This is a genomic window from Burkholderia plantarii (genome assembly GCF_001411805.1).
Lineage (GTDB): Bacteria > Pseudomonadota > Gammaproteobacteria > Burkholderiales > Burkholderiaceae > Burkholderia > Burkholderia plantarii.
Window position 1 is genome coordinate 3,713,301 of sequence record NZ_CP007212.1, and the last position, 24,412, is coordinate 3,737,712.

Below are 24,412 nucleotides of genomic sequence, written 5' to 3' on the forward strand. Positions count from 1 at the left end.
CTGGAAATGGCAAGACGGCGCCGGGAGGGCGCCGTCGGATCAGTCGGTGGTCAGTGGCAGTGGCCGCTCGGGCCGCCCGCCGAGGGCATCGGCGCGTCGCGTTCGACGCCGGCCGCCTGCAGCTTCTCGAAATACTCGCGCCAGAGCGCGTCCTGGCGCGTCGCCAGCTCGTACAGCAGATCCCACGAGTAGATGCCGGTGGAATGGCCGTCGGAGAAGGTCGGTTGCAGCGCGTAGTGGCCGACGCCCTCGAGCGCCGTGATGGTCACGCCGCGCTTGCCGGTCTGCAGGATTTCCTGCCCGGGACCGTGGCCGCGCACCTCGGCCGACGGCGAGAAGACGCGCATCAGCTCGAACGGCACGCGGTAGCTCTCGCCGTTCGGGTATTGCAGTTCAAGCACGCGCGATACCGCGTGGACAACCACGCCGGACGGAATCGGCGTGGTCGGGGTCAAGCCGCTCATGAAGAATGCCTCGTGTTCAAAGCCTGTTCGATTTCCTCGTGGACCGCGTTGTGCAGCAGCGTGGCCTGCGCCGAGCGCAGCCGCAGCAGCGCGTCGGACACCGAGCGCTGGCGCGGCGCCCAGACCGGCTGCGGGAAATGCGCATCGTTCGAGAAGCGCGGAATCACATGCCAGTGGACGTGCGGCACCTGGTTGCCGAGGCTCGCGAGATTCACCTTATCAGGTTGCATCACGCGGCGCACGGCCCGCTCGACGGCCGCCACGACGCGCATCAGATGCATGCGCGCGGGCTCGTCGAGATCGGAGAACTCGGCGACGTGCGTGTGCCAGATCACGCGGCAGAAACCCGGGTAATCCGTCTCGGCGGTGGCGAGCACGACGCGCAGCAGGTCGTCCTTCCAGAGCAGCTCGCCACCGTCCTCGCGGCAGAATACGCAATCCATCGTCAATTCCTTACAGGTCGGACGCCCCCGACTTTACACCAGGACGCGCTCGATCCCGCCGTTGTTGGCGCGCGCCACATAGTCCGCCATCCAGTTTTCGCCGAGCATGCTGCGCGCGATCTCGACGACGATGTAGTCGGCCTCGATGCCGGCGTCCTCGTTGTAGCGCGACAGCCCCTGCAGGCACGACGGGCAGCTGGTCAGGATCTTCACATCGGCCTGGCCGGCCACGGCCGCGCCGTCGCCCGACACCACCGGAATGTTGCGCAACTGCGCGGCGCCCTTGCGGATCTCTTCTTCCTTGCGGAAGCGGATCTGCGTCGAGACGTCCGGCCGCGTGACCGCCAGCGTGCCCGATTCGCCGCAGCAGCGGTCGTTCTTGGCGATCTTGTAGCCGTCCTTCTCGGCGCCCATCAGTTCGTTGACGAGCTTGACCGGGTCCATCGTCTTGATCGGCGTATGGCACGGGTCGTGGTACATGTAGCGCGTACCCGACACGCCGTCGAGCTTCATGCCCTTCTCGAGCAGGAACTCGTGGATGTCGATGATCCGGCAGCCCGGGAAGATCTTCTCGAATTCGTAGCCGGCGAGCTGGTCGTAGCAGGTGCCGCACGACACCACCACCGTCTTGATATCGAGATAATTCAGCGTGTTCGCCATGCGGTGGAACAGCACGCGATTGTCGGTGACGATCTGCTCGGCCTTGTCGTACTGGCCCGCGCCGCGCTGCGGATAACCGCAGCAGAGGTAGCCCGGCGGCAGCACCGTCTGCACCCCGGCTTCCCACAGCATCGCCTGGGTCGCCAGCCCGACCTGCGAGAACAGCCGCTCCGAGCCGCAACCCGGGAAGTAGAACACCGCCTCCGAATCGACCGAGGTGGTCTTCGGATTGCGGATGATCGGCACGATCTTGTTGTCCTCGATGTCGAGCAGCGCGCGCGCCGTCTTCTTCGGCAGGTTGCCCGGCATCTTCTTGTTCACGAAGTGGATCACCTGCTCGATCACCGGCGCCTTGCCGGTGGTGGCGGGCGGGCGCGCCGTCTGCTTCTTCGTGACCTTCTTCAGCATGTCGTTGGCCAGGCGCTGCGCCTTGTAGCCGACGCCCATCATCACGCCGCGCGCGGCGTTGATGGTCTGCGGGTTGGTGGCGTTCAGGAAGAACATGCCGGCCGCCTGGCCCGGATTGAACTTCTTCTTGCCCATCTTGCGCAGCAGGTTGCGCATGTTCATCGTCACGTCGCCGAAGTCGATCTTGACCGGGCAGGGCGTCGCGCACTTGTGGCAGACCGTGCAGTGATCGGCCACGTCGTTGAACTCGTCCCAGTGCTGGATCGACACGCCGCGCCGGGTCTGCTCCTCGTACAGGAACGCCTCGACCAGCAGCGAAGTGGCAAGGATTTTGTTGCGCGGGCTGTAGAGCAGGTTCGCGCGCGGCACGTGGGTCGCGCAGACCGGCTTGCACTTGCCGCAGCGCAGGCAGTCCTTGACCGATTCGGCGATCGCGCCGATATCGGACTGCTGCATGATCAGCGACTCGTAGCCCATCAGCCCGAAGCTCGGCGTGTAGGCGTTGCGCAGGTCCGCGCCCTCGAGCAGCTTGCCCTTGTTGAAGCGGCCGTGCGGATCGACGCGATGCTTGTACTCGCGGAATTCGCGCAGTTCCTCCTCGGTCAGGAACTCGAGCTTGGTGATGCCGATGCCGTGCTCGCCCGAGATCACGCCGTCGAGCGAACGCGCGATCTGCATGATGCGCGCGACCGCGACGTGCGCGTCCTGCAGCATCTCGTAGTTGTCGGAATTGACCGGGATGTTGGTGTGGACGTTACCGTCGCCGGCGTGCATGTGCAGCGCCACGAACACGCGGCCGCGCAGCACGCGCTTGTGGATCGCCTGCGCTTCGTCGAGGATCGGCTTGAACGCGCCGCCGTTGAAGATCGCACGCAGTTCCGCGCGCAGCTCCTGCTTCCACGACACGCGGATCGTGCGGTCCTGCGTGATGTGGAACACGGTCGCCTCGGGCTGCGCGTCGGCGCGCGCCGCGAAGGTGGCCGCGAGCTTCTCGTGGCCGAGCTGCACGAGGTAGTGCTGCGCCCCGCGCAGCGGCATGTCGAGCCGGTCGCGCAGGAATTCCCAGCGCGCGCGCACCTGGCGCAGCAGTTCGAGCGCGTGCTGGACGCGATCCTCGAGCAGTTCGGCGCTCGGGATCTCGTTGGCGTCGTCGCTCTTGCCGAGCGGCAGGTCGCCGGTGCGGAAGAACGCGTCGAGCGCGTCGAGCAGCTGCAGCTTGTTCTTGATCGACAGCTCGATGTTGATGCGTTCGATCGCGTCGGTGTACTCGCCCATCCGGTTCAGCGGGATCACGACGTCTTCGTTGATCTTGAACGCGTTGGTGTGCTTCGCGATCGCGGCGGTGCGGCTGCGGTCGAGCCAGAAGCGCTTGCGCGCCTCGGCGCTGACGGCCACGAAGCCCTCGCCGCTCTTGCCGTTGGCCATCCGGATCACTTCCGAGGTGGCCGCGGCCACCGCGTCGGCGTCATCGCCGACGATGTCGCCGATCAGCACCATCTTCGGGAACGCGTTGCGCTTGCTCTTGGTGGCGTAGCCGACCGCGCGCAGATAGCGTTCGTCGAGGTGCTCGAGGCCGGCCAGGATCGCGCCGCCCTGCTTCGAGGTCTCGAACAGATAATCCTTGATCTCGACGATGCTCGGGATCGCCTCGCGCGCCTGGCCGAAGAATTCGAGGCAGACGGTGCGCGTGTGCGCGGGCATCTTGTGCAGGATCCAGCGCGCCGAGGTGATGAGGCCGTCGCAGCCCTCCTTCTGCACGCCGGGCAGGCCCGCCAGGAACTTGTCGGTGACGTCCTTGCCGAGCCCTTCCTTGCGGAAGCGCCGGCCCTCGATCTCGAGCATCTCGCTCTTCAGCAGCTTCTCGCCCGGCGCGTGGGCGCCGTCGAACCACTTCAGCTCGAAGCGCGCGACCGCGATGTCGTGGATCTTGCCCTGATTGTGTTCGTGGCGCGTGACCTCGAGCCAGTTGCCGTCCGGGTCGACCATCCGCCACCAGGCCAGATTGTCGAGCGCGGTGCCCCACAGCACGGCCTTCTTGCCGCCGGCGTTCATCGCGACGTTGCCGCCGATGCACGACGCGTCGAGCGAGGTCGGATCGACCGCGAATACGTAGCCGGCCGCCTCGGCCGCTTCGGTCACGCGGCGCGTGACGACGCCGGCGCCCGAGAAGATGGTCGGCACCTTCTGCGCGACGCCGGGCAGCTCGGTCAGCTCGACCGCGCCGAGCTGTTCGAGCTTCTCGGTGTTGATCACGGCCGAGAACGGCGTGAGCGGCACCGCGCCGCCCGTGTAGCCGGTGCCGCCGCCGCGCGGAATCACCGTCAGGCCGAGCTCGAAGCAGGCCTTCACGAGCGCGGCGATCTCGGCCTCGGTGTCGGGCGTGAGGATCACGAACGGATATTCGACGCGCCAGTCGGTGGCGTCGGTCACGTGCGAGACGCGCGCGAGGCCGTCGAAGCGAATGTTGTCCTTCCGCGTGCAGCGGCCGAGCGCCTTGGTGGCGCGGCGGCGCAGGTCGGCCATCTGCTCGAACTCGCGCGCGAACGCGTCCACCGCGCCGCGCGCGGCCACCGTCAGCAGCGCCACGCGCGAGGCCCGGTCGTGCCCCGCATCGTCGTCATGCGTGCTGAGGTCGGCCTGGCGGCGCTTGTCGATCTCGGCGAGCCGGTGGTTCAGCGCATCCACCAGCATCTGGCGGCGCTTCGGGTTGTCGAGCAGGTCGTCCTGCAGGTACGGATTGCGACGCACCACCCAGATGTCGCCGAGCACTTCGTACAGCATGCGCGCCGAGCGGCCGGTACGGCGTTCGCCGCGCAGTTCGTCGAGCGCCGACCAGGCTTCCTCGCCCAGCAGGCGGATCACGATCTCGCGATCCGAGAACGACGTGTAGTTGTACGGGATTTCGCGCAGGCGCGGTTTCAGGTCGGCGACGACGGCGGCGGCCGCGCCATGCGGATCGAAAACTTGTGGTGCGTTCATGGTTCGGACAGTTCGGAAGGCCGGCCGTGCGCTGGAGGCACGACACCGACATGCGCTTGGTGCGCGGATCTGGGGAAAATCTTCTGTTACCAGGCGTGGGGCTGCCTGGCGGAGCTCGGAGCCATCAGCACGATCGCGCGCAGTGCGCGTGCCGGACCGCCGCGGGACAGGCTGCGCGCGGGGAAGGCATCAAATGGACAATCCGGAACTGCCGTTGCATCTTCCGATCCTTGATTCAAAACAGAATTCTAACCCAGGATGGGCGTGCGCGTGAGCGCCTGGCGCGGCCGGCGCGGCCCGCCGGTGGCGGCACTACGAGAACAGGTAGGTCGCCGGACCGCCGCTTCACGATCCCGTTTGCCATCCGATTCGTCATCGAATTCGCCGTCCGTCCGGTCGGTCACCAGACCAGCCGGCCTGCCGGGGCGGGGTTGGCGCTAAAATCCCGATTTTCCCCGCTTTCTGGCGCGCCGGTCGATACCCGCGCGACCGTCATGGCTGCTCACGATTACCTGAAGAAGATCCTCACCGCGCGCGTCTACGACGTGGCGGTCGAAACCGCGCTCGAACCGGCGCGCAACCTGTCCGCGCGCGTGCGCAACCGCGTCTGGCTCAAGCGCGAGGACAATCAACCCGTGTTCTCGTTCAAGCTGCGCGGCGCCTACAACCGCATGGTCCACCTGAGCGCCGACGCGCTCGCGCGCGGCGTGATCACCGCCTCGGCCGGCAACCACGCGCAGGGCGTCGCGTTCTCGGCTGCGCGCCTGGGCGTGAAGGCCGTGATCGTGGTGCCCGTCACCACCCCGCAGGTCAAGGTCGACGCGGTGCGCGCGCACGGCGGGCCGACCGTCGAGGTGATCCAGGCCGGCGAATCGTTCAGCGACGCCTACGCCCACGCGCTCGAGGTGCAGCGCCAGCGCGAGCTGACCTTCGTCCATCCGTTCGACGATCCCGACGTGATCGCGGGCCAGGGCACGGTCGCGATGGAAGTGCTGCGCCAGCACCAGGGGCCGATCCACGCGATCTTCGTGCCGATCGGCGGCGGCGGCCTGGCGGCCGGCGTGGCCGCCTACGTGAAGGCGGTGCGCCCCGAGATCCGCGTGATCGGCGTGCAGACCGAGGATTCCTGCGCGATGGCGCAGTCGATCCGCGCCGGCGAGCGCGTGACGCTGGCCGAGGTCGGGCTGTTCTCGGACGGCACGGCCGTGAAGCTGGTCGGCGAGGAAACCTTCCGGCTCTGCCGCGAGCTGCTCGACGACGTGATCACGGTGGATACCGACGCGTTGTGCGCGGCGATCAAGGACGTGTTCCAGGACACGCGCAGCGTGCTGGAGCCGGCCGGCGCGCTGGCCGTGGCGGGGGCCAAGCGCTACGCGGCGAATAACGGCATCGAGGGCGAGACGCTGGTGGCGATCACCTCGGGCGCCAACATGAACTTCGACCGGATGCGCTTCGTGGCCGAGCGCGCCGAGGTGGGCGAGGCGCGCGAGGCGGTGTTCGCGGTGACGATCCCCGAGGAGCGCGGCAGCTTCCGGCGTTTCTGCGAGCTGGTGGGCGAGCGCAGCGTGACCGAGTTCAACTACCGGATCGCCGACGAGCACGCGGCGCACATTTTCGTGGGCGTGCAGATCCGCCGCCGAGGGGAATCGGCCGAGATCGCGGCGAACTTCGCCGCGCACGGCTTCGAGGCAGCCGACCTGACCGGCGACGAACTGTCGAAGGATCACATTCGCTACATGGTGGGCGGGCGCTCGCCGCTCTCGCGCGACGAGCGGCTGTTCCGCTTCACGTTCCCGGAGCGCCCGGGCGCGCTGATGAAGTTCCTGTCGGCGATGGCGCCGAACTGGAACATCAGCCTGTTCCATTACCGCAACCAGGGCGCCGACCACAGCTCGATCCTGGTCGGGCTGCAGGTGCCGGGCGCCGATCACGCGGCGTTCGACCGGTTCCTGGCCACGCTCGGCTATCCGTATCACGAAGAGACCGCGAACCCGGCCTACCGGCTGTTCCTGTCCTGATTGCAGAGAAACGCTCGATGACTCCCGAACATTCCCCGCTCGGCAAGGCCGCCGCCTACACGACCGACTACGACGCCTCGCTGCTGTTCCCGATCCCGCGCGCCGGGGCGCGCGAGCAGATCGGCATCGGCGCGGCGCTGCCGTTTTTCGGCACCGACATCTGGAACGCCTACGAACTGTCGTGGCTCACCCCGCGCGGCAAGCCGCAGATCGCGGTGGCGACGTTTCTGGTGCCGGCCGATTCGCCCCACATCGTCGAATCGAAGTCGTTCAAGCTCTATCTCGGCTCGTTCGCGCAAACCGCGTTCGATTCGGTCGACGCCGTGCGCGACACGCTCAAACGCGACGTGTCGGCCGCCTGCGGCGCGAGCGTGGCGGTGCAGCTGGCCTCGCCGTCCGGGTTCGCGAAACTGAAGCTCGAGGAACTCGACGGCCTCTCGCTCGACCGGCTCGACCTCGACACCGACGTCTATCATCCGGACCCGACGCTGCTGTCGGCCTCGCATGACGAGTCGCCGGTCGAGGAAACGCTGGTGTCGGACCTGCTGAAGTCGAACTGCCCGGTCACGGGCCAACCCGACTGGGGCAGCGTGCAGGTTCATTACGTCGGCGCACCGATCGACCACGCGGGGCTGCTGCGCTACCTGATCTCGTTCCGCAATCACACGGGCTTCCACGAGCAGTGCGTCGAGCGAATCTTCGTCGACATCCTGCGCGAATGCCGGCCGCTGAAGCTGGCCGTCTACGCGCGCTACACGCGCCGCGGCGGCCTCGACATCAACCCGTTCCGCACCAACTTCAACCAGCCGCTGCCCGACAACGCGCGCACCGCGCGGCAGTAAGCGCGGCAGCGGGCGCGCCCGAAACGACAAACGCGGCAAGCCGGGCATCGAAGCCCGCCTTGCCGCGTTTTTGTCATGGACCGTGGACCGGGGCCGACCACGGCCCCGCCGCGCCGCTTACCTGACGGGCGGCTTGTACGCGATGCAGTCCACCTCGACCTTGCAGTCGATCACCATGCTCGACTGCACGCAGGCGCGCGCCGGCGGGTGCTCGCCGAAATACGACACGAACACCTTGTTGAACGAGGCGAAGTCGCGTGCGTCGTCGAGCCAGACGCCGCAGCGCACGACGTGCTCGACGCCGTAGCCGGCATCCTTCAGGATCGCGATCACGTTCTCGATCGCCTGCTTCGACTGCGTGACGATGCCGCCCTCGACGACCTCGCCGTTCACCATCGGCGTCTGCCCCGACACGTACAGCCAGCCGTCCGCTTCCACCGCCCGCGCGAACGGCATCACCTGGCCGCCCGTTCCCTTCGCATCGCCCACACCGTAACGCTTCATCGTTTTCTCCTTCGGTTTGCTGGTTCGGGCCGCACCGGCTCGGCACGGCCGCCTCACCCGGCGTCGCAGCCGCGCGCCGGCAGTATTTCGGGCCGGGCTCGCGCACGCCGCGGCGTGCATGAGCCCGACATCGCGCCGTCAGAACGCGTCGTCGGGCACGGCGCGCGCGCCGCGCGGCACGAAGCGGCCCGCTCGCGCGCCGGTGGACGCGCCGCCGCGATACGACAGCACGCCGTTGACCCACACCGCCTCGATGCCGCGCGCCGGCTGCTGCGGGCGCTCGAACGACGCGACGTCGATCACGGTGTCGGGATCGAACAGCACCAGATCGGCGTGGTAGCCGACGTGGACCTCACCGCGCTGTTCGAGCCCGAAGCGGCGCGCCGTCAGCGAACTCATCTTGCGCACCGCCTCGGCGAGCGGCAGCAGTTGCTGGTCGCGCGCGTAATGGCCGAGCACGCGCGGGAACGCGCCCCAGAGCCGCGGATGCGGCAGCGGATCGTTCGGCAGGCCGTCCGAGCCGACCATGGTGGCCGGATGCGAGAGGACCCGGCGCACGTCGTCCTCGGACATGTTGTGGTAGACGGCACCGGCCGGCTGCAGCCGCCGCGCCGCGTCCTGCTCGCTCACGCCCCATTCGGCCGCGATCGCGGCGAGGGTCTTGCCGGCCATCCCGGGATGCGGCTCGGACCAGGTGATGGTGATCACGATGTCGCCCGTCACCTGCTTCAGGTCGAGCGTCGACGAGCTGCGGCTGTACGGATAGCAGTCGCAGCCCACCGGCTGCAGCGCGCGCGCGCGTTCGAGCGAGGCCAGCACCTCGGCGCTACGCCCCCAGTTCGACGGCCCCGCGCATTTCAGGTGCGAGATCACCACCGGCACGCGCGCGTGGCGACCCACGCGGTAGGCCTCCTCCATCGCGTCGAGGATCGCGTCGAACTCGGTGCGCATGTGCGTGGTGTAGAGCGCGCCGGCGCGCGCGAGCGGCTCGGCGAGCGCCATCACCTCCTCCACCGGCGCCGCGAACGCGGAGCCGTAGGCGAGCCCCGAGCTCAGGCCGAGCGCGCCATGCGCGAGCGCCTCCTCGAGCTGCGCGCGCATCGCGGCGATCTCGTCGGCGCTGGCCGCGCGGTCGAGCCGGTCCATCTGATTGTTGCGCAGCGCCGTGTGGCCGACCAGCGCCGCGACGTTGACGGCCGGCTGCGCCGCGTCGACGGCCTCGACATACGACGCGAAGCTCGGATAGCGGAACGCGTCGCGCTCGCCGAGCAGGTTCATCGGATCGGGCGGATCGCCGCGCAGCGCGACCGGCGCGGCGCTGATCCCGCAGTTGCCGACCACCACCGTGGTCACGCCCTGCGAGATCTTCGGCAGCATCTGCGGCGCGCGGATCACGTGCGTGTCGTCGTGGGTGTGGACGTCGATGAAGCCGGGCGCGAGCGCGAGGCCGTTCGCCTCGATCACGTCCTCGGCGAGCCAGTTCGACAGGTTGCCGATCGCGACGATGCGCCCGTCGCGGATCGCGACGTCGCGCGGCACGGCCGGCGCGCCGGTGCCGTCGTAGAGCTGCGCGTCGACGATCAGCGTGTCGGCGGCTTCGGGATGGGAGTGCATGTCAGTCTCCGAGGGGTTGTCGGTCGCCGCCGCCGCGGTGCAGGTCGAGCGCGTGCTTCATGCGGCGCAGCGTCTCGCGGCACCCGTCGCCGAGCCGCAGCGCGACCTCGGTGACGAGCACGTCGAGCGCCATCATCATCGCGTAGCGCGAGGTGGACGGCTTGAAGATGAAGTCGGTCTCGAACGCGACCACCGGGATCAGGTCGTCGGCCAGCTTCGCAAGCGGCGAGGCCGGCGCAGTCAGCGCGATCACGCGCGCGCCGTAGCGCTTGGCGAGCGCGCAGCTGTCGAGCAACTCGGGGACCCGCCCGGTCACCGACAACGCGACGACGACACATTCGTCCGTCATCGTACTGGCCACCATCCGCTGCAGCAGCGCGTCCTGATAGCTCGCGACCGGGCGGCCGAAACGCACCAGCCGGAAGCGCAGCTCGTCGGCGAGCGCGGTCGAGCCGCCGCCCTGGCCGTAGACGTAGATCATTCGCGCGCCGGCCAGCGCGGCCGCGGCCGCATCGAACGCGGTTTGTCGCAACAGCGCATGATGATGTTCAAGCGTGACGCGCACCTCGTCGTAGACGCGCGTGGCGCTGACCGGCTCGTCGGGCCGGCCGGCCGGGCCGGGGGCAGGCGCGAGGAAGCGCCGGCCCACCGCTGCCGCCTGCGCCAGCCGCAGCTTGAGCTCGCGCACGTCGCGGCAGCCCACCGCCTTCGCGAAACGCGTGACGGTGGCGATACTGACGTCGGCCTGCGCGGCGATCTCGCCGATGCTCGCGTGCGCGGCGCCGGCCAGGTCGTCGAGGATCCGCGCCGCCACCTTGCGCTCGGCGTCTCGCAGCGCGGGCGCGCATTCGGCGATCCGCGCGACGATGTCGAACGCGAGCTGGCCCGTGGCCGGTGCAGGCTGCGACGCCATCGCTTCGAGCGCGTCGGACGGGGCGGACGCATCGGCATGCATCGGCTCGGATCGGGTCACGGCGGGTCGGGTGGGATCGGACATGTGTTAGTAAATAACATTACCGGGCGGATGCTACTTTCTGTACTATCCTGCCGTCAACTTCGATTCATACAGGACGAGAGACGGAGCACTCGAAGATGAAAGTTACAAACTATCAGGAAGCGGCGATCCAGCCGCTCGGCAAGGGACTCGGCCGCGTGCCGAGCGCGAGCGTGCCGCTGTCGGACGCCGCGCGACTGGAATGGAACCTGCTCGACGAGGACGTCAGCCTGCCCGCGGCGGTGCTGTACGCGGACCGCGTCGAACACAACCTGAAGTGGATGCAGGCGTTCGTCGCCGAATACGGCGTGAAGCTGGCGCCGCACGGCAAGACCACCATGGCGCCGCAGCTGTTCCGCCGCCAGATCGAGACGGGCGCCTGGGGCATCACGCTCGCCACCGCCCACCAGACGCGCGCCGCCTACCAGGGCGGGGTGCGCCGCGTGCTGCTTGCCAACCAGCTGGTCGGCAAGCACAACATGGCGATCGTGGCCGAGTTGCTGTCGGACCCGGACTTCGAGTTCTTCTGCCTCGTCGATTCGGCCGACAACGTCGATCAGCTCGGCCGCTACTTCGCGGCCGCCCACCGTCCGCTGCAGGTGCTGCTCGAACTTGGCGTGCCGGGCGGCCGCACCGGCGTGCGCGATGCGCAGCAGCGCGATGCCGTGCTCGACGCGATCGCGCGCCACGCCGGCACGATCCGGCTCGCCGGCATCGAGATCTACGAAGGGGTGTTGAAGGACGAGGCGGGCGTGCGCGCGTTCCTGAAGGACGCGGTTGCGCTCGCGCGCGAGTTCGCGGCCGAGGGCCGCTTCGCGCGCACGCCCGCCGTGCTGTCGGGCGCCGGCTCGGCCTGGTACGACGTGGTCGCCGACGAGTTCGCGCAGGTCGCCGCCGACGGCACCGTCGAGGTGGTGCTGCGCCCGGGCTGCTACCTGACGCATGACGTAGGCGTCTATCGCCGCGCGCAGGACGAGATCCTCGCGCGCAACCCGGTGGCCAAACGCATGGGCGAGGCGCTCAAGCCCGCGCTGCAGCTGTGGGCCTACGTGCAGTCGATTCCAGAGCCGGACCGCGCGATCATCACGCTCGGCAAGCGCGACGCCGCGTTCGACGCGGGCTATCCGGAGCCGGCGCGCCACTTCCGCCCCGGCAGCGGCACCGCGCCGCGCGAGGTCACGCCGGCCGACGGCTGGGAAGTGACGGGGATGATGGATCAGCACGCCTACCTGAAGATCGCCGTCGGCGCCGACGTGAAGGTCGGCGACATGATCGCGTTCGACATCTCGCATCCGTGCCTGACGTTCGACAAGTGGCGGCAGATCCTCGTGGTCGACGCGGACTACCGCGTGACCGAGGTGATCGAGACGTTCTTCTGACGGCGCGCGGGCCCTTCCGGAGCGCGGCACGCCGACTGCTTGCGGCCCGCGTCGGCGGCATCGCACCGACCACGCACCCGGCGCCCCGCAAGAGGCCGGCGCACCACGGCGGCGCGGCGCCGTCAGGCCGCTCCGGGCCACCCCGCACGCGCCCGCCCGTCATGGTATCGAACCACCGCGAGGCGTACACTGCCCGCTCCCGTCTTCAACCCGCGGAGCACACGATGGCAGCCAAGCAGATCCTCTTTCTCACCGGCGATTTCGCCGAAGACTACGAAACGATGGTGCCGTTCCAGGCGCTGCAGGCGATCGGCCATACCGTGCATGCGGTCTGCCCGGGCAAGCGTGCCGGCGACAAGGTGAAGACGGCGATCCACGACTTCGAGGGCGACCAGACCTATACCGAGAAGCCCGGCCACCAGTTCACGCTGAACGCGAGCTTCGACGAGGTGGAGGCGTCGCGCTACGACGCATTGATGATCGCGGGCGGCCGCGCGCCGGAATACCTGCGCCTGAATCCGAAGGTGATCGCGCTGGTGCGCGCGTTCGTCGACGCGAACAAGCCGGTGGCCGCGGTCTGCCACGGCGTGCAGTTGCTCGCGGCGGCCGAGGTGATCCGCGGCAAGCGGATCTCGGCCTACCCGGCCTGCGCGCCCGAAGTGCGGCTGGCCGGCGGCGAATACGCGGAGATCCCGGTGGACGCGGCCGTCACCGACGCGCCGTTCGTCACGGCGCCCGCCTGGCCCGCGCATCCGGCCTGGATCGCCCAGTTCCTGACGCTGCTCGGCACGCGCATCGAACTGTAGGCGTCGGCGCCGCGCGGCACGCGAACTTCATCCCCGGGCGGGCGATCCGCACGGCCTGCCGCCCCGCCCGCCGCCGCTCGTCCCCGGTCGCTCCGGTCGCGCCGCGCACGCGGTGCTCGGCCGGTGGGCGGGCGAAACCGGAAACCGGAAACCGGCTTGACGTGGCCAGCGGTTCAAGCGGCTTTCCAATGACTCAAGCGGCTCAACCGGTTCAACCGGCTCATGTCGCCGAGCGGCGCCCGCGCGCCGGCTCGCCGATTCCCACCGGCGCCGCGCCGAACTCGGCGATGCGCGCCTCGAGCATCGCAAGCGCGCCCGACAGCGCGCTCAGCGCGTCGTCGGGCAGCGCCGACATCGTCTCGTCGAGAAACGCGACGCGGCGCGGCATGCATTCGTCGAACGCCTCGCGCCCGGCGGCGGTCAGCGTCACGTTGGTCACGCGGTTGTCGCGCGGATCGGAGGCGCGCGCGATCCAGCCGAGCGCCTCGAGCGATTTCAGCTGCCGCGTGAGCGCGCCGGGATCGGTGCGCACCAGCTCGACGAGCCGCTTCTGCGAGGCGGTGCCGCCCTCGTTGTGCAGCGCGAGCAGAATTCGCCAGCGCGGCATCGGCTGGCCGACGTGCGCCTCGAACGCGGCGAGGAACGCGCGATAGGTCCGGCCGAACTGCTGAAGGACCGCGACGTGGTCTTGAGCTTCCATGATTCAGAACGATGACGAGTGAATGGCGCGGGTCGGCCTCGCGAGCGGATTGGCGCGAACGAGGGCCCCGCGGATGAACGCCGGCCGCGCCGCTCACTCGGCGACGACGGTCGGCTCGATCTTGCCGCGCAGCCGGATCGGCGGCACGCGGCAACTCTGCCAGATGGCCAGCACCGCCACCACCGCGCCGATCCCGATGCCGAGGTGGATCGCCTCGACCAGCGACGCGCGCGCGGCCTCGAGCAGTTGCGCGCCGGGATGGCCCTGCCGCACCAGCTCGGCGACGACGCGCGTCTGCGCGGCGCGATCGATCAGGATCTGCGGATCGGCGAGTTGCGCAAACCAGCGCTGCGCATGCTCGGCGCCGAGCGCGTCGCGCACCCCGCCCGCGTAGGTCTGGTTGACCAGCGTGCCGGTCAGCGCGGTGCCGATCATACCGCCAACCATACGCAGCGATTGCAACAGTGCGGTGGCAATGCCCAGATGCCCGCGCCCGGCCGTCTGCTGCGCGAACACGGTGAGGTTCGGCAGCACGAAGCCGAGCCCGATGCCGCCCGCCACCATGATCACGAGCAGCAGCCACCGCGGCGTGACATGCGAGGACAGCGCGATGCCGAAGCAGGCCAGCGCGAGCAGCGTGAAACCGGCGGGCAGCATCACGTTCGGGCTCGGAATCCGCGTGACGATGCGGCCGTTCACGATGCTGCCGATCGTGACGAACACCACCAGCGGCGTGATCACCACGCCGGCCGCCTTCGGCGACATCCCGAAGCCGCCCTGGAACAGCAGCGGCGCGAAGAACAGCAGCGAGAACATCGAGAAGCCGGCCAGGATCGCGAGCCAGAACAACATCGACAGCGAGCGGTTGCGGAACAGGTCGGCTGGCAGCAGCGCGTGTTCGGTGCGCTTCTCCCAGCGCCAGAGCGCCACGCCGGCCAGCGCCGCGAGCGCCAGCAGCGCGGCCGGCCAGCCGAGGAAGCCGCGCTGCGGCAGCCATTCGACGAACAGCTGGAACGCGCCGAGCGCGAGCGCGATCAGCAGCGCGCCTGGCCAGTCGAGCCGCATTCGGCCGGCCTGCTGGACATGGCGCAGGTGCGGCAGGTAGCGGATCACGAAGTACAGCGACAGCAGCCCGAACGGCAGGTTCACGTAGAACACCGAGCGCCAGCCCCAGAACTGCGTCAGGAACCCGCCGAGCGACGGCCCGATCGCGTTCGCGATGCCGAACGCGGTGCTCATCAGCACCTGCCAGCGCAGCCGCACCACCGAATCGGGAAACAGGTCGGGCACGCAGGCGAACGCGGTGCCCACCAGCATCCCGCCGCCGACGCCCTGCAGCACGCGCGCGATCACCAGGAAACTCATGCTGCCGGCCATCCCGCACAGCACCGAGGCGGCCGTGAACACGACGATCGACGCGATCACGAACGGCTTGCGGCCGTAATGGTCGCCGAGCCGACCGAAGATCGGCACGGTGATCACCGACGACAGCAGGTACGAGGTGGCGACCCAGGCGTAGAGGTCGAAGCCGCGCAGCTCGGCCACGATGGTCGGCAGCGCGGTGCCGACCACGGTCTGGTCGAAGGCCACGAGCATGGTGACGAACGAGACGCCGAGCATCGCGAGCAGCGATTCGCGAAACGGCAGGACTTGCCCACTCGAATGGTGGGCGGCGGTATGGACGGTCATCTTTTGCTCACACAACGTTTGACGTGTCAACGATTAGAAATGATAGCATGCTCGGGATGCGGCAAGCTTGATGTCGCACCGCTCGCCAATCTCACGGGAGGGATATGGAACCGAATTTCGACGCCGCCGGCGCCCGCTCGTCCGGGCTGTCGCCCGCCGCTTCCCTTGCACCCGCCGATCTCGACACGCTGCGGCGCGCCCGGACCGCGCTCGAGAGCCCGTCGCTGACGATGAAGCTGACCAGCGTGGTGGGCGCGCCGGTCGAGAAGATGATCGCGAAACTGCCCGGCTTCGCGACCGACAAGATCAACGACGCCACCGAGATCGCGCTGCGCAAGTGCCTGCAGCTGGCGCTGCGCACGCTCGGCAAGCCGGGCGCCGCGATGGGCGCCGAGCACGTGCCCGACAAGCCGAGCAATTTCCTGCACAAGCTCGCGGTGGCCACCACCGGCGCGGCGGGCGGCGCGTTCGGCCTGTTCGCGCTGCCGGTCGAGCTGCCCGTCACGACCACGCTGATGTTCCGCTCGATCTGCGACATCGCGCGCAGCGAGGGCGAGGATCTGACCACGGTAGACACGCAGCTGCAGTGCCTCGCCGTGCTCGGCATGGGTGGCGGCTTCGCCAACCCGGGCACGGCCGGCGGCAACCATGGCAATGGCGGCGCAGATCAGGCGGCGGCCGAACGCGACGCCGATTTCGGCTATTTCGTGCTGCGCGGCGCGCTCGCGCAGGCGGTCTCGAAGGCGTCGTCGGAGATGGCGTCGAAGGGCTTCGCCACGCACGGCTCGGCCGCGCTGCTGCGTTTCGTGCAGGCGATCGCGTCGCGCTTCTCGGCGCAGGTCACCGAGCAGATCGCCGCGAAGTCGATCCCGGCGCTCGGCGCGGTGCTGGGCGCCACCGTCAACACGCTGTTCATCGATCACTTCCAGCAGGCCGCGCACGCCCACTTCGCGATCCGGCGGCTCGAACGCCGCTATGGCCAGGCGGCCGTCGAGGCCGCCTACCGGACGCTCCCGCTCTAGGCCGCCACCGGCTGCGCCGGCCGCTCGACCAGCCGGCGCCCGAACGCGGCCGCCTGATCGAGCGCGCGGCTCGCCTCGGGCATGAACGGCACGGCCATCTGCCAGACATGCGGCATGCCCGGCCAGACCTGCAGTTCGGTATCGACGCCGGCCGCCCGCGCGCGCTCGGCGAAGCGGCGCGAATCGTCGAGCAGCACCTCGGTGCTGCCGACCTGGATCAGCAGCGACGGCAGCCCGGCCGGGTCGGCATAGAGCGGCGACAGGTACGGATCGGTGGGACTGGCGCCGCCGATGTACAGGCGCGCGGCGCGGCCCAGCGCCGCGCCGGAGAACATCGGGTCGAGGCCGTCGTTGCTGCGCAGCGTGTCGCCCGTGGCGGCCAGATCGGTCCACGGCGAGAACAGCAGCGCCCCGGCCGGCAGCGGCGCGCCGCGGTCGCGCAGCGCGACCAGCAGCGCCAGCGCGAGGCCGCCGCCCGCCGAATCGCCGCCGATCAGGATCGAGCCCGGATCGATGCCGGCCTCGAGCAGCGCGGCATAGGCGGCCAGCGCGTCGTCGTGCGCGGCCGGGAACGGATGCTCGGGCGCGAGCCGGTAATCGACTGAAAACGAGCGCGCGCCGAGCTTGCGGCTCAGCGCGAACACCAGCGGACGATGGGTGGCAGGCGAACAGAAGTAATAGCCGCCGCCGTGGAAATACAGCAGCGTCGGCGCCGCGCGGCCGTCGGCCGGCTCGAGCCATTCGCCGCGCGGCGCGCCGTCGGTGCTCACGCCAACGTGTCCGTCGATATCACCCGCGCCGCCCTGGCGCAGCCGCCAGCCGGCGGGCGGGCGCGTGGGCAATACGCGCCGGCGCGCCGCCAGCACGCGCGTGCCCGCCACGTCGATCACCGGCGACAGCGTCTTCGGACGGATCTGCCAGCGCAGCAGCCAGCAGGCGAAGGTGGATTGCCAGCTCATCGATCCTCCTGCGGACCTCGAAACGAACGGTTCGGAAGCCGGGCGCCGGCCGCGCGGCCCGCCTGCCCGGCATGGATGGCGCGTGCCGCGCGCCTCAGTTGGCCGGTTCGACCTGGCCGCGAATCTCGCCGGACGGATGTTCCCTGGTATGGATGTTGAAGTACCACTTGCCCGCCATCAGCTCGGTCACCTGCTGATCGTCGAGCGTCGCCGACCCCTTGATCGGGCTCGCCAGCGCATCCTTCGCGATCGGCACCTGGATCGCCGCGTTCTGCCCGACGGGCGCGGGGCCGTGGAAGTGCGCGGCGGTTGCCGGACCGGACAGGCCGCCATAGGTGACGGTCCAGACCAGCGTGTGGGTGGCCGTGTCGAAGGTCGCGTTCAGCATGCCGGAGCCGCGCGTCGCCGTCGGCGGCACCTCGCTCGACGGCTGCAGGTTCGCGACCAGCTTCGCCGTCTCGGCATGCGCCGCCGCGCAAACCAGCGCGCCGGCCAGCAGACCCGTCTTCACGATACGCAGGATTCCCATGACACCTCCTTGTGCGGTTGGATCGCCCGCCGGCGGGCGCGCCGCGCTCCCCGGCTGATGTGATGGTAGACGATCGGGGCGGCCCGCGCGCATCGCGACCCGGCGCGCGGTGAAAATGCGGCGGCGGTGATGGCGACCGCCGCCGTGCGACGACGTCACCGGGCGCGGCGTCCGGCCCGCACGCCAAACACGCGATGCCGGACATCGACGCACGCACGCGGCGGCACCTCATGAGGAAGTCTCGCCGCGCGGGCAGGCTCGATGCCGCACAGCGTTTCGCATCGCCTCCCGAGGAGCCGGGACACGCCGTCGCGCGACAACGCAGGCTCCGCGTTACGCGCGGTTACGCATCGCCCGCCCGGTTTGCGCCGGCCTCCCGCGCAAACGCAGATCCCGCCTCGCTGACACGCTCACCCGCCCCGGCTCGCGCGGCACGGCATTTCTTACCGCCGCGACGCGGCGTCGTTTCGGAACGGGCTCGGCACGCGCCGGATTTTTTACATTTGCGCCACAATGGCCGCCCGACCGACAGCCCCAAGGAACCACCCAGTGCCGGTTCGCACGACACGCCCGCGTCTCCCGGTGCCGCGCCTGCCGCGCGCGGCGGTCCTGTCCACCCTGCTCGGCGCGGCCGTGCTGTTCGCCCCGCCGGCCGCCGAGGCGCAGGAGCTCTCGCTGTTCGCCGGCCCGCTCTACGGTGCCGGCACGCACTCGACGGGCTGGGCCTTCGACTATCAGGAAGGACTCGGCAAGTACGCCGCCGCCGGCTTCACCTGGTACAACGAAGGCCATCTGCCGAGCCACCACCGCGACGGCCAGTCGGTGCAGCTCTGGGGCCGCCTGCCGCTCGACCGGCGCCGCTTCGTGCTGTCGGCCGGCGTCGGCCCCTATCGCTACTTCGACACCGAGGCGGCCGCCCAGGGGCGCGGCTACTCGAACACGCACGGCTGGGGCGTGCTGATGAGCGTGCGCGCGGCCTACTACACCTCGCATCGCTGGATCCTGCAGTTGCAGGCGAATCGCGTCCACACCTTCAGGGGCCCCGACACTACCTCGGTGATGTTCGGCATCGGCTACCAGCTCGACGCACCGGACACGCCCGGCCCGCGCGACTACGCGGCCGGCCGCCTCGATCGCGTGACGCACAACGAGGTGACCGGGATGGTCGGCGAGACGATCCTGAACAGCCGCACCTCGCCGAGTTCGCTCGGCGCCAGCGTCGAATACCGGCGCGGCATCGCGAAGTACGTGGACTGGACCGCCACCTACCTGTACGAAGGCTCGAAGCGCCAGACCCGCCGCAACGGCGTGGCTTCCGAGCTGTGGCTCACGCGCGCGTTCCTCGACGACAGGATCACGCTGGCCGCCGGCGCCGGCATGTACGTCGCCGTCGACCACCGCAACATCCACGGCAGCGATATCGGCGACGGCCGGCTGTCCGGCATCGTCTCGATCTCGGCCAGCTACCGCCTCGGCCGGCGCTGGCTCACGCGCCTGACCTGGAACCGCGTGGTCACCCGCTACGATCGCGACACCGACGTGATCCAGGCCGGCCTCGGCTACCGCTTCTGACGCGCCGGGCCGGCCCGCCGCCACGGCGCCCGCGACTGCACCCGCAACCGTCGCAATCCTGACGACCTCGGCCGCCCCCGCACCGCCCCAAACACCGCGCGCGGCGGCCGGCGCGATTGCGGGGCGCGGCGCTCCCGTGAGAGCATCCCCGCCCATGACACCGATCTTCCTCCAGCATGCGGACGCGCTCGCGCGTCACTCGTACTACGAAGCCACCGCCACGCGCCCGGCGGCCGACGATCCCGTGCTCGACGGCCCGCTCGACGCCGACGTCTGCGTGATCGGCGCCGGCTTCTCGGGGCTCTCGGTCGCGCTCGACTGCCGCGCGGCGGGGCTCTCGGTGGTCGTGCTCGATGCCTGGCGCCCCGGCTGGGGCGCCTCGGGCCGCAACGGCGGACAGGTGATCGGCGGCTTCGCGAAGGACGCCGAGATCGCGCGCCAACTCGGCGAGGACGGTGCGCGCGCCGCCTGGAAGCTGTCGCTCGACGGTGTCGAACTGATCGCCGAACGCATCGCGCGCCACGGCATCGACTGCGACTTCACGCGCGGCTACCTGACGCTCGCCACCAAGCCGCGCCGCGTCCCCGAGCTGCGCGCCTGGATGGACAGCGCGACGCAACACTGGGGCCACCCGTCGCTGAGCTGGCTCGACACCGACGCGATCCGCGCGCGCGTGGCCTCGCGTCTTTATCTGGCGGGCGTCCACGATCCGCTGTCGGGCCACCTGCACCCGCTGCGCTACTGCCTCGGACTCGCCGCCGCCGCGCGCCGCGAGGGCGCGTTGCTGTTCTCGCATTCCGCGGTGACCGAGGTCGTGCGCGGCGAGCGCCCGCGGGTAGGCACGCGCTCGGGCGAGGTGCGCTGCCGCTTCGTGGTGTCCTGCGTGAACGCGGGCCCGGGCGGCTTCCTGCCCGCGCCGATCGAGGCGCGCATCGCGCCGGTGCCGTCCTATCTCATCGCGACCGAGCCGCTCGGCCAGGCACGCGCCGACGCGCTGATCGCGCGGCGCGAGGCGGCCTGCGACAACAACGTGTTCCTCGACTATTTCCGGCTCTCGGCCGATCACCGGATGCTGTTCGGCGGCCGCGCCAGCTCGGCGGGCGCGGCGCCGGCCGAACTCTCGGCCGCGATCCGCCGGCGCATGCTCGAAGTGTTTCCGCAACTGGCCGACGCGCGCATCGACTACGCGTGGGGCGGTTTCGTCGACATCACGCGCAATCGCGCGCCCGACTTCGGCGCGCTCGACCCGAACTACTTCTACCTGCAGGGCTACAGCGGCCACGGCGTGGCGCTGGCCGGCATCGCCGGGCGCGCGGTGGCGCGCGCGATCGCGGGCGAGCGCGCGATGCTCGAACCGTTCATGCGGCTGCGGCACCGGCGCTTCCCGGGCGGGCCGGCCTGGCGGCAGCCGGCGCTCGAACTCGGGATGCGCTACCACCAGCTCCTCGAACGTTTCTGAATGCCGCCGCCCGCCTGCCGGCTTTCCTGCCGCGCCGCCCGGCTACAGCGTGACCATGCCGCCGTCGGCGATGATTTCCGTGCCGACGATGAAGGCCGACTCGGGCGACGCCAGATGCAGTACCGTCGCGGCAATCTCGGTCGGCTCGCCGAACCGGCCGAGCGGCACCTGGGCGCGGATCTGCTCGGCGGTGTCGGCCAGCGCGTCGGCCGCGATGCCGAGCTTGCCGTACAGCGGCGTCGTCACCGGCCCCCGGCTGGTCACGTTCACGCGCACGCCGCGCGCCAGCAGTTCCGCCGACAGCGTCTTCGCCAGCGAGATCAGCGCCGCCTTGCTGGCCGCATGACCGACGAAGCCGGCATGCCGACGTGCGCGTTGATCGAGCCGTTCAGCACGATCGAGACGCCGCGGTTCAGCAGCGGCAATCGCGTAACGCCGCGCGCCGCCAGGGCCGCCGCGGGCCGGCACGGCGCCCGCGATGGCGGCGGCCCGCCGGCCCCTGGCGAAGCCGTCAGTGCGCGCCGCCCGCGTCGACCGGCACGGCCGAGCGGCGCGGCTTGGTGATCCAGATCAGCGGGATGATCGCGATGAAGATCACGGCCGAGATGTAGAACACGTCGTTCAGGCCCATCACGGCGGCCTGCCCGTCCACCGACAGGTTGAACAGCGCGTGCGCCGCGTCGCGGCCGACGTGCAGCATCGACTGCGTCGCGTCGATCGACTGGCTGAAGTCCGGGTTGGTGGCGTTGGCCTGCTCGGTCAGCCGCTCGTGATGCAGCACCGTGCGGTTGTTCCAGGCATTGCCGATCACCGAGGTGCCGACCGCGCCGCAGAAGGTCCGCCCGAAGTTCGACAACCCCGCGGCGGCCGGGATCTTCTCGGGCGGCAGGCCCGACAGGATGATCGAGGTCAGCGGCACGAAGAACATCGCCATCGGGATGCCCTGCAGCAGTGTCGGCAGCACCAGGTCCCAGTTCGACACGTCGGTGTAGAAGCGCGTGCGCATGAAGAACACGATCGCGAAGCCGACGAACGCGACCGTCGCGATGTAGCGCGAATCGGTGCGCGGCAGCAGGCGCCCCATCACCGGCGTGAGCAGCACCGCGAACACGCCGAGCGGCGCGGTGGTCAGCCCCGAATCGATCGCGCGATAGCCGAGATACTCCTGCATCCACTGCGGCAGCAGCACCAGCGTGCCGAAGAACATCCCGTAGGCCACCGACAGCGCGATCGTGCCGCCCGCGAAATTGCGCTCCTTGAAGAGCCGGATGTCCACCACCGGGTTCTTCTCGGTCAGCTCCCACACCACGAAGAACGCGAAGCCGATCACGGCGACGATCGCGAGCCCGACGATGAACGGCGAGTTGAACCAGTCGAGATCCTTGCCCTTGTCGAGCATGATCTGCAGCGACGCGACCCAGACGATCAACAGCAGGAGCCCGACCGTGTCGATCGGCAGGCGCCGCGTGGCCGACTCGCGCGAGCGGAAGATGGTCCAGGTGACGAACGCCGCGAAGATGCCGACCGGCACGTTGATGTAGAAGATCCACGACCAGTTGTAGTCGTAGGTGATCCAGCCGCCCAGCGACGGCCCGGCGATCGGGCCGACCAGCGCCGTCATCGACCACAGCGCGAGCGCCGTCGACGATTTCTGCTTCGGCCACGCGCCGAGCAGCAGCGCCTGCGAGAGCGGCGCGAGCGGCCCGGCCACCACCCCCTGCAGGATCCGCGCGCCGAGCAGCGTCGGCAGGTTCGGCGCCATTCCGCACAGCCACGAGGCGATCACGAACAGCAGGATCGAGCCGACGAACAGGCGCACCTGTCCGAAGCGCTGCGTGAGCCAGCCGGTGAGCGGGATCGACACCGCGTTCGCGGCGGCGAAGATGGTGATCACCCAGGTGCCTTCGTCGACCGACACGCCGAGTTCGCCCGAGATGGTCGGGATCGCGACGTTCGCGATCGACGAGTCGAGCACGTTCATGAACATCGCGAGCGACACCGCGAGGGTGCCGAGCGCGAGCTGGGCGCCCGACAGCGGGCGCATGGGCGTTGGAGAAGCCATGGTGGGATTCCGGTTGCGTCAGGCGCGCCGCATCAGGCGCGCGGCGCGCGCGGCGCCGGCTGGGCAGCATGGGCCGGGCCGCCGGCGTTGTCGGCGATGATCCGGGCGATCTCGGCATTGGCCTCGTCGCCGTACTTCGCGAACACGTCGGTCTGATAGACGGTGTTGTTGACGCTGCCGAGCTGGCTGCCGCTCTCGTCCTTGATGCTGACGTCCGCCTGCATCGACAGGCCGATGCGCAGCGGATGGCGTTCGAGCTCGCGCGGATCGAGCGCGATGCGCACCGGCAGGCGCTGCACCACCTTGATCCAGTTGCCGGTGGCGTTCTGCGCCGGCAGCAGCGAGAACGCCGAGCCGGTGCCGGCCGAGAAGCCGATCACCTTGCCGTGATAGGTCACCGACGAGCCGTAGATGTCGGCCGACAGTTCGACCGGCTGGCCGATTCGCATGTGGTCGAGCTGCACTTCCTTGAAGTTCGCGTCCACCCAGATCTGGCCGAGCGGCACCACCGACATCAGCGGCGTGCCCGGCGACACGCGCTGGCCGACCTGCACCGAGCGCTTGGCCACGTAGCCCGTCACGGGCGCGGGCAGCGTGTTGCGCGCGTTGGCCAGATACGCGTCGCGCACCTTCGCCGCCGCGGCCAGCACGTCGGGATGGTCGCTGACGGTGGTGTTCGCGGTCAGCGCGACGTTCGCGGCCAGCTGCTGCTTCGCGGCGTCGAGCGAGGCCTGCGCGGCCTTCACGGCGTCACGCGCATGCGAGATCTCCTCCTGCGAGACCGCCCCTGTCTGCGCGACGGCGACGCGCCGGCGCAGGTCGTCCTGCGCCTTCGACAGGTCCGATTCGCGCTGCGCCACCTGCGCGCGATACTGGTCGTCGTCGGCGTACAGGCCGCGCACGCGGCGCACCGTCTGTGCGAGGTTCGCCTCGGCCGATTGCAGCGCGATCCTCGCGTCGGCGGGATCGAGCTGCACGAGCGGCTCGCCTTCGCGGATCGATTGCGTGTCGTCGGCGTTGACCGCGATCACCGTGCCCGTGACCTGCGGCGTGATCTGGACCACGTTGCCGTTGACGTAGGCGTCGTCGGTGTCCTCGTGGAAGCGCGCGACGAGGAAGTAGTAGATGCCGTAGGCGATCGCGGCGAGCACGATGATCACGACGAGCACCGTCATCATCCGCTTGCGTTTGCCGTTGTTGCGCGCCGCGGGGGCCGTGGCTTGTTGCTGGGGGTCGCTCATCGCGAGGTTCTCCGTCGTCGTCCGCCGCGTTCGAGGCGCGGCGGACAGGGTCTGTCGATTCGAAAAGG

Annotated in this window: 19 protein-coding genes and 1 pseudogene; 7 read left to right on the plus strand and 13 right to left on the minus strand. The window is 69.9% G+C overall.

The features are described from left to right. Positions 1–50: 50 nt before the first annotated feature. From bpln_RS15910 to bpln_RS15920, 3 genes are read right to left on the minus strand one after another with little or no spacing between them, the layout of a single operon-like run. Entirely contained in the window at positions 51–464 is a 414-nt protein-coding gene (locus bpln_RS15910) for a gamma-butyrobetaine hydroxylase family protein (RefSeq protein ID WP_042626000.1), read from the minus strand. Beyond that, positions 461–907, minus strand: coding sequence for an HIT family protein (locus bpln_RS15915; protein ID WP_042626001.1), 447 nt, complete (start codon positions 905–907; stop codon positions 461–463). Before bpln_RS15915 ends, bpln_RS15910 begins: the two co-directional genes overlap by 4 nt. A gap of 33 nt (positions 908–940) precedes the next feature. After that, positions 941–4,954: a DUF3683 domain-containing protein gene (locus bpln_RS15920; RefSeq protein WP_055139256.1), complete on the minus strand. Its 4,014-nt coding sequence runs from the start codon at positions 4,952–4,954 to the stop codon at positions 941–943. Positions 4,955–5,448: 494 nt separating this feature from the next. Between bpln_RS15920 and ilvA the strand changes: the two genes are divergently transcribed. Further along, positions 5,449–6,972 carry a threonine ammonia-lyase, biosynthetic gene (gene ilvA, locus bpln_RS15925; RefSeq protein WP_055139257.1) on the plus strand — a complete coding sequence of 508 codons (1,524 nt, stop codon included), beginning with the start codon at positions 5,449–5,451 and terminating at the stop codon, positions 6,970–6,972. A gap of 17 nt (positions 6,973–6,989) precedes the next feature. After that, positions 6,990–7,814 carry an NADPH-dependent 7-cyano-7-deazaguanine reductase QueF gene (queF, locus tag bpln_RS15930; RefSeq protein WP_042626004.1) on the plus strand — a complete coding sequence of 275 codons (825 nt, stop codon included), beginning with the start codon at positions 6,990–6,992 and terminating at the stop codon, positions 7,812–7,814. 117 nt (positions 7,815–7,931) lie between these two features. Here queF and bpln_RS15935 read toward each other — a convergent pair whose 3' ends face one another. The 3 genes from bpln_RS15935 to bpln_RS15945 form a co-directional block, all read right to left on the minus strand. Continuing rightward, positions 7,932–8,318: a RidA family protein gene (locus bpln_RS15935; protein ID WP_042626005.1), complete on the minus strand. Its 387-nt coding sequence runs from the start codon at positions 8,316–8,318 to the stop codon at positions 7,932–7,934. A 138-nt stretch (positions 8,319–8,456) separates the two neighbouring features. Then, entirely contained in the window at positions 8,457–9,932 is a 1,476-nt protein-coding gene (locus tag bpln_RS15940; RefSeq protein ID WP_042626006.1) for an N-acyl-D-amino-acid deacylase family protein, read from the minus strand. A gap of 1 nt (position 9,933) precedes the next feature. After that, positions 9,934–10,845 (minus strand): MurR/RpiR family transcriptional regulator, encoded by a 912-nt coding sequence (locus tag bpln_RS15945; RefSeq protein ID WP_055139558.1) that lies wholly within the window; start codon positions 10,843–10,845, stop codon positions 9,934–9,936. A gap of 179 nt (positions 10,846–11,024) precedes the next feature. Between bpln_RS15945 and bpln_RS15950 the strand changes: the two genes are divergently transcribed. Beyond that, positions 11,025–12,305 (plus strand): amino acid deaminase, encoded by a 1,281-nt coding sequence (locus tag bpln_RS15950; RefSeq protein ID WP_042626007.1) that lies wholly within the window; start codon positions 11,025–11,027, stop codon positions 12,303–12,305. Positions 12,306–12,529: 224 nt separating this feature from the next. Continuing rightward, a complete protein-coding gene (locus bpln_RS15955) occupies positions 12,530–13,111 on the plus strand; it encodes a DJ-1/PfpI family protein (RefSeq protein ID WP_055139258.1) in 582 nt (193 codons plus the stop codon). A 220-nt stretch (positions 13,112–13,331) separates the two neighbouring features. Here the strand turns inward: bpln_RS15955 and bpln_RS15960 are convergent, their stop codons facing one another. Then, on the minus strand, positions 13,332–13,811 hold the full coding sequence (locus bpln_RS15960; RefSeq protein ID WP_042626009.1) for a MarR family winged helix-turn-helix transcriptional regulator: 480 nt from the start codon (positions 13,809–13,811) through the stop codon (positions 13,332–13,334). A 93-nt stretch (positions 13,812–13,904) separates the two neighbouring features. Then, positions 13,905–15,500, minus strand: a complete 1,596-nt coding sequence (locus bpln_RS15965; protein ID WP_055139259.1) for an MFS transporter — start codon at positions 15,498–15,500, stop codon at positions 13,905–13,907. Between the two features lie 104 nt (positions 15,501–15,604). Here bpln_RS15965 and bpln_RS15970 point away from each other — a divergent pair, with 104 nt between their 5' ends. After that, positions 15,605–16,522, plus strand: coding sequence for an EcsC family protein (locus tag bpln_RS15970; RefSeq protein WP_055139260.1), 918 nt, complete (start codon positions 15,605–15,607; stop codon positions 16,520–16,522). On the opposite strand, the gene bpln_RS15975 is transcribed toward bpln_RS15970, so the two are convergent. After that, positions 16,519–17,481, minus strand: a complete 963-nt coding sequence (locus bpln_RS15975) for an alpha/beta hydrolase fold domain-containing protein (RefSeq protein ID WP_055139261.1) — start codon at positions 17,479–17,481, stop codon at positions 16,519–16,521. The genes bpln_RS15970 and bpln_RS15975 overlap by 4 nt on opposite strands. A 94-nt stretch (positions 17,482–17,575) precedes the next feature. Beyond that, positions 17,576–18,010, minus strand: coding sequence for a CHRD domain-containing protein (locus bpln_RS15980; RefSeq protein ID WP_042626013.1), 435 nt, complete (start codon positions 18,008–18,010; stop codon positions 17,576–17,578). 549 nt (positions 18,011–18,559) lie between these two features. Between bpln_RS15980 and bpln_RS15985 the strand changes: the two genes are divergently transcribed. Both bpln_RS15985 and bpln_RS15990 read left to right on the plus strand, forming a co-directional pair. After that, positions 18,560–19,582 (plus strand): hypothetical protein, encoded by a 1,023-nt coding sequence (locus bpln_RS15985; protein WP_055139262.1) that lies wholly within the window; start codon positions 18,560–18,562, stop codon positions 19,580–19,582. Positions 19,583–19,736: 154 nt separating this feature from the next. After that, on the plus strand, positions 19,737–21,041 hold the full coding sequence (locus tag bpln_RS15990) for an NAD(P)/FAD-dependent oxidoreductase (protein WP_042626015.1): 1,305 nt from the start codon (positions 19,737–19,739) through the stop codon (positions 21,039–21,041). A 42-nt stretch (positions 21,042–21,083) separates the two neighbouring features. On the opposite strand, the pseudogene bpln_RS15995 reads toward bpln_RS15990, so the two are convergent. The 3 genes and pseudogenes from bpln_RS15995 to bpln_RS16005 all read right to left on the minus strand — a co-directional run. Next, a pseudogene (locus bpln_RS15995) lies at positions 21,084–21,466 on the minus strand (SDR family oxidoreductase); the annotation flags it as partial. An 86-nt stretch (positions 21,467–21,552) separates the two neighbouring features. After that, positions 21,553–23,103: a DHA2 family efflux MFS transporter permease subunit gene (locus bpln_RS16000; protein WP_042626017.1), complete on the minus strand. Its 1,551-nt coding sequence runs from the start codon at positions 23,101–23,103 to the stop codon at positions 21,553–21,555. Positions 23,104–23,135: 32 nt separating this feature from the next. Continuing rightward, positions 23,136–24,344: an EmrA/EmrK family multidrug efflux transporter periplasmic adaptor subunit gene (locus bpln_RS16005; protein WP_055139263.1), complete on the minus strand. Its 1,209-nt coding sequence runs from the start codon at positions 24,342–24,344 to the stop codon at positions 23,136–23,138. Positions 24,345–24,412: the final 68 nt, after the last annotated feature.

What these genes read in the sequence shown, in the direction of transcription:
- bpln_RS15910 (WP_042626000.1), bottom strand. Translation starts at nt 464, where the DNA reads ATGAGCGGCTTGACCCCGACCACGCCGATTCCGTCCGGCGTGGTTGTC.
- bpln_RS15915 (WP_042626001.1), bottom strand. Translation starts at nt 907, where the DNA reads ATGGATTGCGTATTCTGCCGCGAGGACGGTGGCGAGCTGCTCTGGAAG.
- bpln_RS15920 (WP_055139256.1), bottom strand. Translation starts at nt 4,954, where the DNA reads ATGAACGCACCACAAGTTTTCGATCCGCATGGCGCGGCCGCCGCCGTC.
- ilvA (WP_055139257.1), top strand. Translation starts at nt 5,449, where the DNA reads ATGGCTGCTCACGATTACCTGAAGAAGATCCTCACCGCGCGCGTCTAC.
- queF (WP_042626004.1), top strand. Translation starts at nt 6,990, where the DNA reads ATGACTCCCGAACATTCCCCGCTCGGCAAGGCCGCCGCCTACACGACC.
- bpln_RS15935 (WP_042626005.1), bottom strand. Translation starts at nt 8,318, where the DNA reads ATGAAGCGTTACGGTGTGGGCGATGCGAAGGGAACGGGCGGCCAGGTG.
- bpln_RS15940 (WP_042626006.1), bottom strand. Translation starts at nt 9,932, where the DNA reads ATGCACTCCCATCCCGAAGCCGCCGACACGCTGATCGTCGACGCGCAG.
- bpln_RS15945 (WP_055139558.1), bottom strand. Translation starts at nt 10,845, where the DNA reads ATGGCGTCGCAGCCTGCACCGGCCACGGGCCAGCTCGCGTTCGACATC.
- bpln_RS15950 (WP_042626007.1), top strand. Translation starts at nt 11,025, where the DNA reads ATGAAAGTTACAAACTATCAGGAAGCGGCGATCCAGCCGCTCGGCAAG.
- bpln_RS15955 (WP_055139258.1), top strand. Translation starts at nt 12,530, where the DNA reads ATGGCAGCCAAGCAGATCCTCTTTCTCACCGGCGATTTCGCCGAAGAC.
- bpln_RS15960 (WP_042626009.1), bottom strand. Translation starts at nt 13,811, where the DNA reads ATGGAAGCTCAAGACCACGTCGCGGTCCTTCAGCAGTTCGGCCGGACC.
- bpln_RS15965 (WP_055139259.1), bottom strand. Translation starts at nt 15,500, where the DNA reads ATGACCGTCCATACCGCCGCCCACCATTCGAGTGGGCAAGTCCTGCCG.
- bpln_RS15970 (WP_055139260.1), top strand. Translation starts at nt 15,605, where the DNA reads ATGGAACCGAATTTCGACGCCGCCGGCGCCCGCTCGTCCGGGCTGTCG.
- bpln_RS15975 (WP_055139261.1), bottom strand. Translation starts at nt 17,481, where the DNA reads ATGAGCTGGCAATCCACCTTCGCCTGCTGGCTGCTGCGCTGGCAGATC.
- bpln_RS15980 (WP_042626013.1), bottom strand. Translation starts at nt 18,010, where the DNA reads ATGGGAATCCTGCGTATCGTGAAGACGGGTCTGCTGGCCGGCGCGCTG.
- bpln_RS15990 (WP_042626015.1), top strand. Translation starts at nt 19,737, where the DNA reads ATGACACCGATCTTCCTCCAGCATGCGGACGCGCTCGCGCGTCACTCG.
- bpln_RS16000 (WP_042626017.1), bottom strand. Translation starts at nt 23,103, where the DNA reads ATGGCTTCTCCAACGCCCATGCGCCCGCTGTCGGGCGCCCAGCTCGCG.
- bpln_RS16005 (WP_055139263.1), bottom strand. Translation starts at nt 24,344, where the DNA reads ATGAGCGACCCCCAGCAACAAGCCACGGCCCCCGCGGCGCGCAACAAC.